This window comes from Patescibacteria group bacterium, assembly GCA_041649475.1.
GTDB lineage: Bacteria > Patescibacteriota > Patescibacteriia > Magasanikbacterales > GWA2-37-8 > JBAZNA01.
This window is the reverse complement of sequence record JBAZNA010000001.1, coordinates 823,096-838,591: the sequence shown is the minus strand read 5'-3', so window position 1 is coordinate 838,591 and position 15,496 is coordinate 823,096. Positions and strand designations below refer to the sequence as shown.

Annotated in this window: 6 protein-coding genes; 4 read left to right on the top strand and 2 right to left on the bottom strand. The window is 46.8% G+C overall.

What is annotated here, in order from left to right; translation table 11 throughout:
• A complete protein-coding gene (locus tag WC526_04160; GenBank protein MFA5062313.1) occupies positions 1-7,704 on the top strand; it encodes a hypothetical protein in 7,704 nt (2,567 codons plus the stop codon).
• 128 nt (positions 7,705-7,832) lie between these two features.
• Here WC526_04160 and WC526_04155 read toward each other — a convergent pair whose 3' ends face one another.
• Both WC526_04155 and WC526_04150 read right to left on the bottom strand, forming a co-directional pair.
• Positions 7,833-8,288: a hypothetical protein gene (locus WC526_04155; protein ID MFA5062312.1), complete on the bottom strand. Its 456-nt coding sequence runs from the start codon at positions 8,286-8,288 to the stop codon at positions 7,833-7,835.
• Positions 8,289-8,623: 335 nt separating this feature from the next.
• A complete protein-coding gene (locus tag WC526_04150) occupies positions 8,624-9,322 on the bottom strand; it encodes a hypothetical protein (protein ID MFA5062311.1) in 699 nt (232 codons plus the stop codon).
• Positions 9,323-10,718: 1,396 nt separating this feature from the next.
• Here WC526_04150 and WC526_04145 point away from each other — a divergent pair.
• From WC526_04145 to WC526_04135, 3 genes are read left to right on the top strand one after another with little or no spacing between them, the layout of a single operon-like run.
• Positions 10,719-11,408 carry a class I SAM-dependent methyltransferase gene (locus WC526_04145; protein MFA5062310.1) on the top strand — a complete coding sequence of 230 codons (690 nt, stop codon included), beginning with the start codon at positions 10,719-10,721 and terminating at the stop codon, positions 11,406-11,408.
• Between the two features lie 22 nt (positions 11,409-11,430).
• Entirely contained in the window at positions 11,431-14,568 is a 3,138-nt protein-coding gene (locus tag WC526_04140) for a type IV secretion system protein (GenBank protein ID MFA5062309.1), read from the top strand.
• Positions 14,569-14,579: 11 nt separating this feature from the next.
• The gene (locus WC526_04135) at positions 14,580-15,473 is read left to right on the top strand and encodes a hypothetical protein (protein MFA5062308.1); all 894 of its coding nucleotides are present in this window, start codon (positions 14,580-14,582) and stop codon (positions 15,471-15,473) included.
• Positions 15,474-15,496 lie beyond the last annotated feature (23 nt).

The following is a 15,496-nucleotide window of genomic DNA, read 5'->3' as shown; positions in this document are numbered from 1 at the left end:
ATGTTTTTCAGGTTTAGAAAAATTTTTATCGGACTGATCACGTTCATATTTTTGTTTCCATTTTTGTTTCAAGCAATACCGGCTCACGCGCAGGGGATGCCTGTTGCCGACGCGGCTCTTTTGGCCGCATTTAATGCTGTACAAATTAAAAATAAAGTTCAAACCGGATTCAAAACCGCCATTGTTAATGCCGTGGTTAGAGCCGTTGATTATTTTGTCAGAAAAATCGCTTATGACACGGCCGTTTATGTCGCTTCCGGCGGCAAGGGTCAGGGCACGTTGGCCCACACCAAAAGTTTTGGCAGCTATTTAGGAGATGTAGCCAACAACGCGGCCGGCGTGGCCATTGAACAGCTTGGCAAACCGTTTGGTTTGAATCTTTGTAAAATTCCGGACGTAAGAATGGATCTGGCCCTTCGTCTTGGTTTGCAAATGCAGTATGCCCCACCAACCAATCCAAGTTGTACTTTCAGTGATTTTCAAAAAAATTGGTCAGCCAACAGCTGGAAGAGTCAATACAGCGGTCAGGCCTTGGAAAACAGGTTTAATGCTTCTTTTCAGGTTGGCCAGAGCGATATTGGCTTAGCCATGAGCGCTTCACAAAAAATTGATAATATGGTGGCTAAAGAAAGTGCCGCCGCTGCTTTACAAAGACAAGAGGGTCAGGGATTTAAACCGTCAACCCAGCCGATTTCAGGCGGTATCACCAGTCCGGCGGCCGCTAATCAGGCAGTCGGTTTGAGCAATACTCCGGATAAAAAAATCGCGGCCAGCCAGCAAAGCACCATGGCCACCATTGGCTCCGGTCTGGAGGGCTCAATGATGGGAGCGGCAAAATTATTTTTGACGACCTTGGCCGGCACGATGTTAAAAAATTACATGACCAAAGGCATGTTGCCTTTTGGTCTGGGCTGTGTGGGCAGTAATTGTCCGGCCACCGGTAATGTGGTTGCCAACTATGATGCCGAATACACAGGTGGAATTGCCGCCGCGCAAAATATGTTCAGCGAACTGTTGGTGCCGCCGACTATTGAGGTAAGCCAGTATGATGTGCTCTCCAATTTTTCAAATTGTCCTGATAATCCCGGTCCTGACAACTGTGTAGCCGATGGCGGATTGGTGCAGGCGGCACAGGAAGAGGGTTTTGGTACACCGGTTTCAATCGCCGAGGCCTTGGCAAAAAATTGGCTTCATGGCGATTGGAAACTTATCCCGCCGGAGCGCGTGTCCGACAATACCAATAGATCTTGTTACAATTCAGCGTATTGCTACGCCAACATTGCCAAACTGCGAAAAGCCAGGGTCTTGCCCCTTGGTTTTGAAATTGCGACCCTTTACAGTAATCCGGATAAGCCATGGACGCTCAAACAGGTTGTGGATGGGTTTAATGATTGTATTTTTATCAAAGACAGCCGCGGTAATGTAGTTGGGGTGCAGAATGATCCGATCAATAAACCATTTTGCCACTTAATAGATCCGAATTGGGTTTTGGAAGCCCCGGCCGCCAGGTGTAATGTTGTGGGCTACGGGCCCAGTTTGGCGGACTCAAGCGGCCCAAACCGTCAGCAGGAGTGCGTCGATTTAAGCACTTGTGTGGCGAATGACAGCAATGGCAGCTGTGCTATCAGCGGTTATTGCACCAGAGAAAAAAATATTTGGAAAATTGATGCCCAAACCTGCGATGCCCAATATCGCACCTGTAAAACATTTCAAGACAGCACCGGCAATACCGTGAGTTATTTATATCGGACTTTGGATACCGGTTACTGCGACGCCAATAATGCGGGCTGTACGGCTTATAGTTTGAAAAAAGATTATACCACCGTCACCTCCGGGGTCTGGACCGGTTACTCGCGAAATGATTTAGTGAGCGGTGATCAAAATTCTGTTATTTATTTTAATCATAATTTATCTTCCAGTTGTTCGGCTGATTCGGCCGGCTGTTCGGCCTTTAATGTGGCCAGCTCGTCAATTACCGCGTACTTGAAAAAAGCTCCTTACTACGCCCAGTGTTATGATATTAATTTAGCCACGCCAAAAATTGATTGGCCGCGAACTCAAGCGGATTTATCTAGATTACAGCCAACAGTTGACTGCCAAAATTATTCCCAGGCCTGCACGCCCGATGAAGTGAATTGTAATTGGTATACGCCCATAACTTATGGCGGTGATAATATTCCCGGGCGCTTCACTCCAGCCGCGATTGATAATGGTAATATTATTTGGAACGATCAATGCGATGCGCGCTGCGAGGGCTACGCGGCTTACCGCGAGATGCCGAACAATTATTCAAACGGCCAATCAATTTCATACATCATTCCTTCCTCCGGAAATAAGTGCAGCGCTCAAGATGAGGGTTGTACCGGTTTTACCAATTTAAGCACTACCACGGCCGGTTTGGAAAGAGTTGAATATTTTTCTTATTTGCGTCCGTGTATAAATCCGGATCCGAATTTACAAAAGAAATTTTACACTTACGAGGGCTCAACCGCCGGCGGGTATCAATTAAAGGCCTTTCTTTTAGAACAAGACACGGATGGCAGTCCGAAAACGTTTAGTAATACGGCCTGTAGCGAAGCAGAATATAAAGCCGGTACCGCCAGTTTGGATTGCCGTCAATTTAACGATGACCAGGGAAATGTTTATTATAAATTGCTTTCAAAAACAATCGTGGTTTCCGATCAGTGCACGCCATATCGCTTGGATAATCCGGAGCTTGACAGCATCGGCAACTGTCTTTTAAACGGTGAACTGCGAAATGGCCAGTGTTTTTATATGGGCTTGGCCGCCGGCACCTACACCAATGCCGGTTCAAGCCAATCATGTTCCGCGTTTGCAAATACTTGCCACGCCTATAAAGGCAATGCCGGAAATAATATCCAAACAATTTTTACTGATAGTTTTGAAGGAGTAACCAGCACAGGCGCCATCAATTGGGCGAGTGCGGGCGGAGTGCTTGGCGTATCTTTGGAGTCAACCCATGTCGGTGAACATTCCTTGGCCTATAATGGCACTACCGGCCAGACATTTTACAAACAAAATTTAAATTTAACTCCGCAAAAGAGTTATGATTTAACTTTCTGGGTAAAGGGCAACGCGAACAGCGTTAAGGTTTCATTACAAAATCAAACCAGTCCACCGTCGCCACCAAGTGATTTGGGTACGGTCGGAATAAGCGATACCTGGCAGTATTATCACCTCGGACCGGTTGAACTTTCCGGCAGTGTCTCGTCAACCAATTTAGTGTTCTCTTTGGGCGGTAATGGCACTGTCTTTATTGATAATGTTCATTTTACTGAAGTTTCTGATTATGTTTATTTGGTTAAAAATTCATTGCGCGTTGATTCGGTTTGCGATAGCGAGCCGAGCGATAATTTACCCGGCGAGGCCCTGGGTTGTTCAAAATATCAAACTCCGGCCGCCGCTTCGGTTTATTTAACCGGCTTCAGTTATTTGTGCCGAGAAGGGGCGATTGGTTGCACAGCACTTTTTGATACCTTCAATACTCCTGATAATTCGAACGCACAGGCGTATAATGTTTGGTTGGTTGGCGCGGCCGGACAAAATGTCAGTGTCACTATTAACAGCCAAGAATACAAATGTCAGATCCAGCAAGATCGTGATGGTTGTTATGTTAATATAAATGGAGCGACCATTGCCGAAATCCAAACACAAGCCGGCAGTAAGGCCTTTATCACAACCTCCACTGTATATATACCTCCGGATACCACACCAGAGTCACCGATTTATTTAGTGGCCAATCAAGACGCGACTTGCAATTCCATTGATTTGGGCTGTGTAAGCGCCGGACAAATAGCTCAAACTACTAGCAGTCAGGCATATAATGACGTGCTTATTAAAAATGATCCGGCCAGCTATAACAGCATCTTGTGTCAAAATGAAGCGGTCGGTTGCAGCGCCTATTCTTATGGAAACGGCACGATGTATTTCAAAGATCCAAAAATTATCGGCCAAAAGATTTGTGCCTATAGAACTAATATCACCGTTAATGGCGTTAAATCCGCCGGCTGGTTCTGGAAAGGCGTGGGCGACGGCACCCAGCCATGTTATCCGGATTATATAAAATCCGGCAATGTCTATGATATTTGGTCATACGGCGTACAGGATAAATATAAAAATTTTGTCGGCGAGTGTCCGGTTGAGCAAAACGGCTGTACCGAATTTGTGGATCATCATGACAGTGATAAATCGTATTATGTTATCAACAATGACAATTTGTCTAAAAAAATCGGCGAATGTAATGGACAGGTAAGCCAGAAAGACGGTTGTATCTTGTTTGACGAGACAGATCTGCCGAACAAACTTTTTGATACGGAAGTTACTTACGCGATCAGTAAATCATTAAATGAACAGTCCGTGCCGCCAACCAGTACTGCCAATAATGATGCTAATACCATTATAAAAGTTACCCGCGACCGGACTTGCGGTGAATGGCTGCAGTGCCGTTCATCGCATCGGGTTTGGGATCAAAGCAAAGGCGCCTATAAAGAGGTCTGCGACAGGATCGGCCGCTGTGACCAGGTGCCGCAATCATTTACTGACAGTGATATAACTAATTGCGCGCATTGGATTGACGGTATCAGCGCCTATTCCGGCCAGGTTTTAAGCGACACACTGTATCGCAACCGCGACATCAGTTGGAAAGGTATGGATTTTGCCGGTTACAGTTTGCTGGACACTTTCCCGATTGAAGAATTAAGCGAGGTCAATATCGGCGGAAGCAACACTAATGCAGATTGGCGTTTAGTCAAACAAATTTCTTGCGGCGAGGCGCAATATTGCCAGGATTCAACCAAAACTGAATCTTATCTTTGCAAAGCAGGTACGGATAAGTGCGGCCGCGGCGGCATTGGTTTGTGTGAAAAAACCGCCAGCAATAATTCGGTCTGCGTTTTAAACCCAAACGGCACGGCCGCCGACTTTGACGCTAACGCGCCCAAACAAACTTGCCGCAATTATCCGGAAGAAAGCGCGCCGTATCCGAACACGCAAAGTTTGAAATCAGCGCAAAATTATGCCGGCGCGAATTTGTGCAATGAAAGTGGGACAGGTGTGACCACTGATGCGAGTGCGGCGGGTGCCTGCGAATGTGATTATACAAAAGTCAGTTATGGGGATTCAATTTCCAAGTATTGGAATTTAAGCAATCCGAATAATTTGGTTGGCATTGCCGGCGTGAACAATACGATGATTAAGGGAGTGGTGGGCGGAATTTGTTCCAATGGCACCCGTGACGGCAAGGTTTGTGAAACCGATGCTGATTGTCCGGACGGCGGCACTTGCAACAAAGCCACCAAGCAAACCAGTTTTGTGGGCTGGCACGGTTATTGTTTGGAGCCGGATATTTCCAGACAATTAAACGCGGACGGCAAGACCAACACTTGTTTGACTTGGTATCCGGTTGACACTCTAATCGGCGCTCCGGATGTCAATGGCCAGGACAGGGAAGCCGGATATGTTAATCCTTCAAATGGAGGCAGGTATTATTGTTTGAGTGGAAATAAAGTGATGGGATATGTAGGTGCTACTCCTTATTATTTTGAGTGGACGGCCAAGCCAAATCCCGCCATAGAGGGGAGTACTGAAAATTTACAAATGCACACCGCAAATGGTCTGGGTGATACGAATATTCTCGAGACCGGATGGTGGATGGAACAATCCGACAATGCATATATAAGAGCTTTTGTGCCTGCTGACTCAAATAATGGAGAGAAGAATTTACGTTTGGCTGACATAGAAAAAATTCAATTCACGGTGACCGGTGATGATACGGAGGATCCTAGAGTAGGTACTGTTTTTGAAGTTTGGCCTAATGATAATACCGCGCCTGTTGGAACCCCTCAAGCAGTGTTTGCTCTTAATACCAGAGGCGGTAATGTTAGTCCTTTTGGGCATGCTGTAGTTGGCAAATATTTAGGTAAAGCAAATGAATTTATATTAATGTATAGTAGCGCTTCCAAGAATGAGGCCGACCCGGTAAATAGCACTTATCTTAAGGATGATGGTTCGGTTTGTTATGGTTATAGCGGGGATACTTTAACTTGTGCCACATTATCCGGTAATATTCTGCAAGCCGACACTTTAAAAACCTCTAACAACAGAAGCTTGGGCGTGGAAGGCATTTGGAATAGAAGCATCAGTATGGATGATATCTGTACATTATCTAGTAAAAATTTTGGAAATTGGCATGCTGTTCGGTTAAAGTTTGATGAAAATACCGGTAAGTTTTTGGGTTATTATTTAGCTTATTGTGATGATTCTGCTAATACAGGACATATTAACTATGACGTGAAATTTAGAGTAAGGCAGTGGTGCGAAAAGATTTTGGATGTGTCCGTTGACAGTGGTATTAATCCCAGTGGCGGACGCGCTGTGGCTTGGACAGATCGTTTATGGCAAAAATCAAAGTATTCAATAAGAGATTTTGGCGGACCGGAGATTGCTGATTGGGTGGGTTATGATTATTTAACCAATCGTAGTCCATTTGGCAGTATTGGTCAGAATACCCAACCGGTTAGTCCTGTTGTGCTTAGTCCTGTCGGCGCCATGCCAAAGGCGGAGAGTGAGTGCAATCCCTGTCCGGTAAAATCCGACGGCACGACTTATGATTGTACGTGTAAATACAATTTAACAGCCCCCAAACAAGTTTCCGGCGCTCCTTTCAGTTGTCAGTATGATAATGGCAGTGGTTGTACCATGACCACCGATTCAGGCGGAGTTAAAAAGAGTCCGGCCAGCAACTTTGTTTTAGATCAAGGCCAAAAGGCCGCGGCCAAGATTTTTGCGAGCGTTTATGCGGATTTGGAATATAGTTTTAACTCAAAGGCCTATGTTCCCAATTCAACCTATTACGTCAACAATAATTATACGGAAAAAGGAGATAAAAACATTTGTCCGAACGTTACCTTAAGCGGAAGTTCTGTGCAAGCATGTTCGGGATTAACACCGAGACCGCCCGAAGTCCGCTCTCTTAACACGCAAGCATGTTTAGCCGGCAGATGCGGTGAAGGTAATCCGGGTATCACCGTCAACGATCAATCAACCGGTAATGTAGTTTCTCCGTCATACGTCTTCCCGGCCAACATTAAATTTTACGCCTTTGCCGACGCCAATCAAATGCCTTTGCGAAATGTTATTGTCAGTTGGGGTGACGGTGATTTGACCAACCTTAATGGCTATTATCGCAACCATCGCGGCGTAGTTGCCGGTACATGCACAAACGGCACTTGTAAAGTCCAAGCTACGGAATATATTTCTGCCCTTTCCACAGACAGTCGCACCACAGTTAACGTGGACACCGGCAAAACTTGTGTTAAATCCGCTGATTGTAAATATTTGGATCAGTGTCTGTCGGAGAGTTTGTCTGTCAATTTCGGTCAGATATTGGATAAATCTTGTGACAACTCATACTTCCGTTTTGACCACGTTTACCAATGTCTAAAAGACGGCACCGGCTGGCAAGACACTTGTCCGGACGCGCGTTTCCCGGGTGGCTGTTGCGTCTTCAAACCGTCCGTGCAGGTGAAGGATAATTGGGGGTGGTGTAATGGGAGTTGTGATCACAATGGGCTGGGTGGGTGTTATGATAAGGGGTGGACATCCCCTTATGTCAATGAGTGCGACAATTATTTGACTACTGCTTCAACTTCATTTTTCGGTAGTATCATTGTCGCGCCACAGTAAACAATATTTAAAACAAAAATCCCGATTTGAATCGGGATTTTTGTTTTTCCTCAACAGAAAAGCTATTTTCTACTTAGGGAAGCGCGCGACGATTTGTGAATCGTCGCGAGCGAGATGGTGGGGTGGAACTAGTGGACACAGATGCGGATGTTTCCGGGAGCGCCGATCATATCGCAGGTAAACTCCTGCGACGTCAACATCTCCGGAGGAGCAATGCACGAGAAGTGGCCATAGCAGCCAATCTGGCATGCACTGCCATCGGCGGTAGGCAGGAAATTGCAGGAGAACGACAGTGGGTCATTCGGAGCGGTTTTGCAGGTCCATCCGTTCAGGTAAGGATTGAACGCCGCGCACGGATCTCCGCCCGCGTCGCCGCCGTCGGTCTTGATGACACCGCCGTCGCCAGCGTCCTGCTGGGTCGGCGTGCCGTCGGTGCCGCCGTCGGCCTGAACGTCGCACGGGGGCTGACCGTCGGTTCCGCACTGGGGATCGTCGCCACCACAGCCGGTGAGGGCCGCAACAGCGATGAGAACAAGGGCGAAGCCGCCCATGATCGCGAGGATCTTCTTGATGTTGTAGCGCATGGTTTCTCCTTTTCCTGTTCCCAACCACCCAAGGTTGGGGTTGTAGCTGTGTCTAAAGATTTTAGAACCAACTATCACCCCAACTTGGGCTTACCATCTCATTTGGCTAAGTTCTGCCTTTCGGCTCAACTTAGCACTTTGTAAAGAACAACCTATTTAAAAACTAACAGATTAGTATAGCACAAAAATGAGCTCTTGTCAAGGGTAGATTAACACTTTTAGCTCGGCTTAGCAAATAAAAAAGCCCGTACCCCACTGACCTTGAAGTCAGATAGGGCCGGGCCGAAGGGGTGAAAAGGAGCGAAAAGGTAGGAAGGAGCGAAGCAGTGCTAGTGTCAGTACGTGTAGTAGTGGAGAGTGGTTCCCGCTTCTCCCACAACCCAGATGTCAGTAGCGCTGTTGCCCCACACGGCAGAGAAATGTGCCGTTGTCCCTGTGGCAACAGTGGACCAATTACTCCCGTTCCAGTGGAGGATGACCCCGACATCTCCCACAGCCCAGACATCGTTGGCACTACTGCCCCACACGCCGTTGAGTTTTGATCCTGTGTAGCTGACGACGGCTGACCACACACTTCCATTCCAGTGAAGAGTGGTACCGTAGTCGCCCACCACCCAGACATCACTGGTGGTGTTGCCCCACACTCCATAGAGGGCGTTCGTCGTATTGGAGGTCACGCTGGACCACGTGCTTCCATTCCAATGGAGGATGGTACCGCCGTCTCCTACTGTCCAGACGTCATTGTTGGCGGTGCCTCCTACTCCATGGAGGACATTCGTTGAACCGCTGGGGACGCATGAGAACGTACTGCCGTTGAAATAGACAGTCGTTCCGGCGGCTCCAACGAACCAGGTATCATCAATCGCAGTTCCCCAGATACCATAGAGGGAAGCTGTCGTGCACCCGTTGGGTATACCCTCCCAAGTGCCGGAGACGTCATTCCAGACCTCGAGGTACCCGCTGGTTTCTCCAACGACCCAGAAATTAAGCGTGGTTCCCCAGATTCCGTAGAGTTTCGATGTCGCGCCACCCATAGGCGCCCACGAGCTACCGTTCCAGTGGATGGCGCCTCCCAGGGAGCCAGTGGTGTAGTTTCCAACAGTCCAGACATCATTGGGTGCGGCTCCCCATACTGCGTTGAGCTTCAGCGCCGTGTTACTCACGACGTTTTTCCAGTAAGCCGGGCAGCTGCCGCTCCAGCATGTATCGCTTGCACGGCACGCGTGCCCGCATGTGCCGCAGTTGTCGTGGTCGGTCTGAAGATCCACACAGCCGGCGCCATCGCAATAGCTCTGGCCACTGGTCGGACACTGGCACTGACCCGACACACAGCTGGCAGGCGAGCTGCAGGCGTGACCGCACGAACCGCAGTTGTCGTTGTCGGTTTGTGTGTCCACACACGAACCGCATTGCGTCAGGTTGCCTGAACACGCGCACTGACTTGCTACGCATGTCTGGTCTGCCCAGCAGCCGTGTTCACACTCGCCACAGTTGTATTTGTCGCTCGTGAGGTCAACACAGCCATCAACAGCACAGAATGTCTGGCCACTGCTCGGGCACTCACACTGACCCTGTACACACACTTCATTGAGCGGACATGGGTTGAAACATGTGCCACAGTGGTTCTTGTCGGTGAGCAAGTCCGCACACGTGTACCCGCACTGTGTCCCGGTCGTACAGACGCAGTGCCCTGACTGGCAGGCGTGACCCGGTCCGTAGGTCTCGTTGCACCATTCGTCCGTGGCGGTTCCGGTATCCACGATCCCATCGCAGTTGTTATCTTTGCCGTTGCAACGCATGGGAGCTCCGGCGTAGACGTCGGAGTCGCTGTCATCACAGTCGGTTCCGCCGCACACAAGCGGGGGCTGTCCATCGCCATCGCCGTCAAGCACTGACCACATGCAGACGCGCGAGGCAGGATCACAGCCGTTGTTCACGACGCAGGCATCGGTGCTGTCGCAATCCTCGTCCTTGGCGCAGGCCTTTCCGGCCTCGCAACCTTTGGTGGGATTACACCACGTACCTGTCGGACACCGCGCCGGCACCAGCGTGTTGGTGCACCAGCCCGAGGACGAACAGGTGTCGTCCGTGCAGTCAATGCCATCGTCGCACTGCGCGTTGCTCGTGCACTCCGAAGGGGCCGTATCCCTGGCGTCGTTGGGCAGGGTGCCGTCGCTGACGGCGCTGTCGTGGTTGTCCGTGCCGCCATCACCGGTTCCGGAGTTACCACCACAGGCGCACAGGATGAACGCGAGAAACGCCACGAAACAGAAGCCGATCTTGGTCATGTGCCTCTCCTTTTCCTTTTTCGTACCCAACACCAGGTTGGGAACCAGATAATATAGCCAAAAGACGAGGTTCTGTCAAGAATGAATTATAATCTTTAGCCAACTCATTGACAACCCCGCCGTTTAGAAATATAGTAGAAATATGCCAAAAAATTCTATCTCTGACCGGTGGGATGCCATCTGGTTAAAAAATAATCAGTATTCTCTTTACCCGCGGCGGGTGTTTAAAACAGAAGAAAAAATTTCTGATCTGGTGAATTTTGGCATTGATTTTTTGGGCAAAAAAGTGTTGGATGCGGGCTGTGGCGACGGAGCGGCGCTAAGATATTTACAACAAAATTTTCAGACAACCGGTTGTGGCATAGACATTTCCAGCGGGGCAATTGAACGGGCAAAGGCAATTGAACCAACTAATATGAATACTTACCAGGTTGCGGACGCGCGGGCTTTGCCTTTTAGCGACCAGACATTTGATGTGGTGTTAAGCTGGGGCGTGCTCACATATTTTGATGAAATTGAAAAAGCAATATCCGAGGCGCGCCGGGTGCTCAAACCTGACGGTTTGTTAATTATTGTTCAGCCGAATCTGCTTTCATTCGGTGTTATGCAGGAATGGTATCTGCGCATAAAAAAACGCTGGCCTTATGGCACGCACAAAAAATATTCGCCATTTAAATTTAAACACTGGTTAAGGCGAAATGGCTTCTCTTCAGTCAAGTTTTTTGCCAAACCGCCTTACGCGGATATGCCGATTGCTGGTGTTTTTGATGGCATTTTAAACAGGATTTTTCCTTTCTGGGGACACTATCTATATATTATTGCGCGGAAGTAGCCAAATGTGGTATAATTTAAGCATGCTTGCCGTTATTGCGGTTAAAATAAAAACATTTTGGCAGTTTTTAACACCAAAGCGAAAGCGAATCGGTTTGGTTGGTTTTATTATCTGTGCGAGTTTGATTTTAATCATGTGGTTTGGCGCAACCGGACTTGCCACCGCTGCTGCAGATATATGGACAACGGCTGCCAATCTGATTGGTACCATACTGTTAACAATCGCCGGTTGGTTTATTCAAATTTCAATATTTTTACTTAAGTTTGTCATCACTCTTGGGGGTTATAACGGATATATCAGGTCTCCGGCCGTAAATATCGGCTGGATCATGGTGCGCGACATAACCAACATGTTTTTTGTCATAGTTTTGCTTATTATTGCTTTTGCCACAATTTTGGGGATTGAAGATTATTCCTGGAAAAAATTATTAAGCAAATTAATATTCGCGGCCGTACTGGTGAACTTCAGCCGGCAAATTGCCGGAATTATAATTGACTTCGCGCAGGTGATAATGATCACTTTTATCAACGGTGTGGCCGCAACTGCCGGTGGGAATTTAATTAACATGTTTAATGTTAATAATATTCTTAATCTGGCTCGTCAGGCCAAGCCGAATGAAATTACGCCCGGTAATGTATTTTTGGCATCTTTGGGCGGATTAGTTTTTTCGGCAATGATGATGGTGACCATGGGTGTTTTTGCAATTATGCTGTTAGCCAGGATGGTTATGCTTTGGGTGTTGATTGTTTTATCTCCTTTAGCTTTTGTCTTAAATGTTTTACCAAAAACAAAAGGTTATGCCGATCGGTGGTGGAAAGAATTCGGTAACAACGTCGTCTCTGGTCCGCTCATTGCCTTTTTTATTTGGCTGGCTTTTGTTACTTTGGGGTCGGGTGATATTCAATCTGATATTACCAGTTCTGCCAATAATCCTCTGCCGGCCGGTGATACCTGGGCGGCTGTTGATGACGCGGGCGTTGGCCAAAAATCAGGAGTGGGCGGAGGCATGACCTGGGTCGCTTTAGCCAACTTCGCCATTGCCATTGGTATGCTGATGGCCGGAGCCAAAATGGCCCAGGAATTGGGAGTGTATGGCGGGTCAATGCTTAGCAGTGCGGTTGAAAAGACGGCTAAGATCGCCAGTGGTCTGACCGCGGCGAGGTATGTGGGTAGAAAGGGTATGGAGGCCGGAAAAAAGGCCGGAAAGTTTGCTTTGATGAAAGCTCCTCTTGTGGGTGGAGAGGCGTGGCAAGCAAGAGGGCTTCGTATAAAGAGCAGAGTATCACAAGCGTGGAACAAGGGTTATGTTGAGCCGAGAATTGTAGCGGCGGGGAGAAGGATAGATACTGCCTTTGGAAAAAATGAACAAGGTGAGTTTACAGAAAAAAGTAGATGGAAAAGATATGGCGCCAGACTTGGTTTGATGTTTGCACCCCAGCGGTTTAAGAATGAATTGGCAAAGGATGAAGAAACAGCTGCAAAATATGCAATAGAGCAACAAGAGCATAGAATAAGCACCAGCAAGACCCCGACCGGCCAAAGAAAGCTACAAGAAGAAGCGGACTTGGAAAAACTGAAGAGAACCGGTCAGGATATTAAGAGGCGAAAATTACAGACAAAATATGAAGAACAAGATGAAGATAATAGAGCTATAGCGGCCGCGGTTGCCGCGGGTAAAGGTGCGGGAAAATCAGAAAAGCAGGTTTTGGAAGAACTGGAGGCATCCGGGAAATTTGATGCTCGGCAAACTTCTGATTATCAGCGATTAAATAATGCTGATAAATCTGCTATTGAAGCTGAAAATATAGAGCAGATGTTAAAGGCAACACAAGAGGAAGATAGGGCGCGGATAAAGCAAAAATTAATGGCCGGAGAAGGTGGAGAGAGGATGTTGCGTGCGGCTGCAGCCAAAGCGGAGACTAAGCAAATGGAAGATAAGTTGAACGCAGAAAGAGAACTGAAGGAATTAGAGGAGATCAAAAAAGTGTTAACAAGTGATCAAGGGAAAGTTGTGCAAGCGGATATTACGGACAGAAGAGCACAGATTGAACAGTTGAATACGGATATGAATGAAATAAAGGAACGTAATGTGGCCCGCGCCAGGGATGCGGTCTTGAGAAGCAATAATCGTTTTTCTGAAGCAAATAATTTGGAAAATGTTTTGAGCAAACAAGCAAAACAAAGAATTGATATGCAATCAGTGGGTACTGACTTCCCTAGGTCAATTATTAGGACGGAAGGATTATACAACAAACAAGACGAAGCGCTTAAAGAGTTGGCGGCAGCCGAGTCACGCGGAGATCAGAGGGCAGTCGTGGCGGCTAAGCTTAAACATTCGCAGATTCAAAAGAGCTTGGCAGAAATGCAGATTGGCAATTGGGAACAGCACGGTGCGATTGGTTTGGGAAACATGGATAATATTTCAAAATTAGTAGATCCGGAATTACTTAAGAATATTTCCGTAGATCCGAGTGATGCTGGTTCTGTAAGGAAGGTACAAGCGGCCATATTTTCATCTCTCATTGGTGAAAAGGTAGCGGCAAGCCCAGACGGGTTGGAAGCAGCTGTGAAGCAGTTTGGCGCTATACACGGAGAACGATCGCAGGCCTTGTTGGAACAGCTGCGTTTGTCCCTTGATAAGGCCGCAGGGCAGGGTGTGTTTTCTGTCGCCGGTTTGCTCCAGGATACATTACAGGCAGATGGAAGTATTACCACGGGGCTCACAGATGCCGGTAGTGCTGGAGGAAAAGAACATATTCAAAGAAGAAGAACAGCCGCAAGGTCATCCGCAAAAATTACCAGTATTAGTGCTGGCTTGGAAGGAGCTGTAGATAAAAATGAGGACAGAAAAGCTATTGTTGAATCCGATGAATCTATAAAGATAGTGGCTGATTTGTTAGCGCCACTCACTTCTACACGGTTGGATCAGGTTGATGAATATGTCAAAACAGATTTGGGTGACATCCTGCAGTATTCTGATGTGAAAAAACTTAAGCAATTGCAAACGAGTGTGGATCAATCAAGCAAAGACAGGGGCGCTGTGGCTAACTTGATAAAGAGCGCCTTGGAAAGAGTAGAAAAAACCATCAAAAAGGAACAAAAAGAAATGGTTAAAGAATGGATAAAGGATTTGGAAAAAAATAATAGCAAGCCAAAGTAAAACAACAATATATGAGGTTAACTGTAACCGAGATTACACCACAAGAATTTGAGAATATTGAACGGCAAATCCGTGACTCTCATGTTAACATATCCGTGATGCAGGAGACGTGGCAATCTTTGGATGCTTTTTTTAGAAATAGTTCATCTTTGGATGATGAAAAATTTAGATGGACATACTTTAGAATTTATACTGAACTGACATGGAAAATGTTCGGGTCGCAAGATCGTGATTTTTTGGTTAATGTGGCGGTTGCCAGACAAATTCCCATGGCTTTGGCACTTGACTTTGATGTCCTTGAACAGTTGATGCAGTATTTTGAAATGAAGACGCTGGAAAAATCGGACATGCAAAGTCTGTGTTTGAAAATGAAGCCGGTTTTTTTAGAATCACAGGCAAAGGTTGGAGATTGGCAAGGAAAAAAAGTTATCATCTCTGATCTGATTAAAGAAATGAATAATGTCAATCGCAGTGCCGACACACTCATGCAAGCGGATTTTGAAAATAAATTAAAGCAAATAATTTATCCTCAAAACGATCCGGTGATTGCCAAATATTTTTTGGCCGACCCAAATGTTATGATGGAAAGATTTATGGAATTAGCCATATTTTTTTCTACAGTTGACGAGGATAATATTGTGAATGCAGTAGATAATTATTTGCATCAAGATATGGTTGAAGCGACTGAAGCGCCACCGCAACCTAAAGTTGAAAATAAAAAAAGTTTGAGTGAAATCAAATCCCAAATCTCCTCTGAATTTAAAAAGAACCCCCAGGGCGAATTTACAAATATTGAAGGCGTGTTAAACCGGTTAAATGAATTATCGGAAAAATATAAAGATCCAAAAATTGCCGAGCTGTATTATTTTGACGAAAAAGACGGAAAATTTAAATGGGCTATATAAAGCGCCGCGAGAGCGGATAAAAA

Excerpts from the sequence above, each read along its gene's own strand:
- WC526_04155 (MFA5062312.1), bottom strand. The coding sequence starts at position 8,288 with ATGCGCTACAACATCAAGAAGATCCTCGCGATCATGGGCGGCTTCGCC.
- WC526_04140 (MFA5062309.1), top strand. The coding sequence starts at position 11,431 with ATGCTTGCCGTTATTGCGGTTAAAATAAAAACATTTTGGCAGTTTTTA.
- WC526_04160 (MFA5062313.1), top strand. The coding sequence starts at position 1 with ATGTTTTTCAGGTTTAGAAAAATTTTTATCGGACTGATCACGTTCATA.
- WC526_04150 (MFA5062311.1), bottom strand. The coding sequence starts at position 9,322 with ATGGGTGGCGCGACATCGAAACTCTACGGAATCTGGGGAACCACGCTT.
- WC526_04145 (MFA5062310.1), top strand. The coding sequence starts at position 10,719 with ATGCCAAAAAATTCTATCTCTGACCGGTGGGATGCCATCTGGTTAAAA.
- WC526_04135 (MFA5062308.1), top strand. The coding sequence starts at position 14,580 with ATGAGGTTAACTGTAACCGAGATTACACCACAAGAATTTGAGAATATT.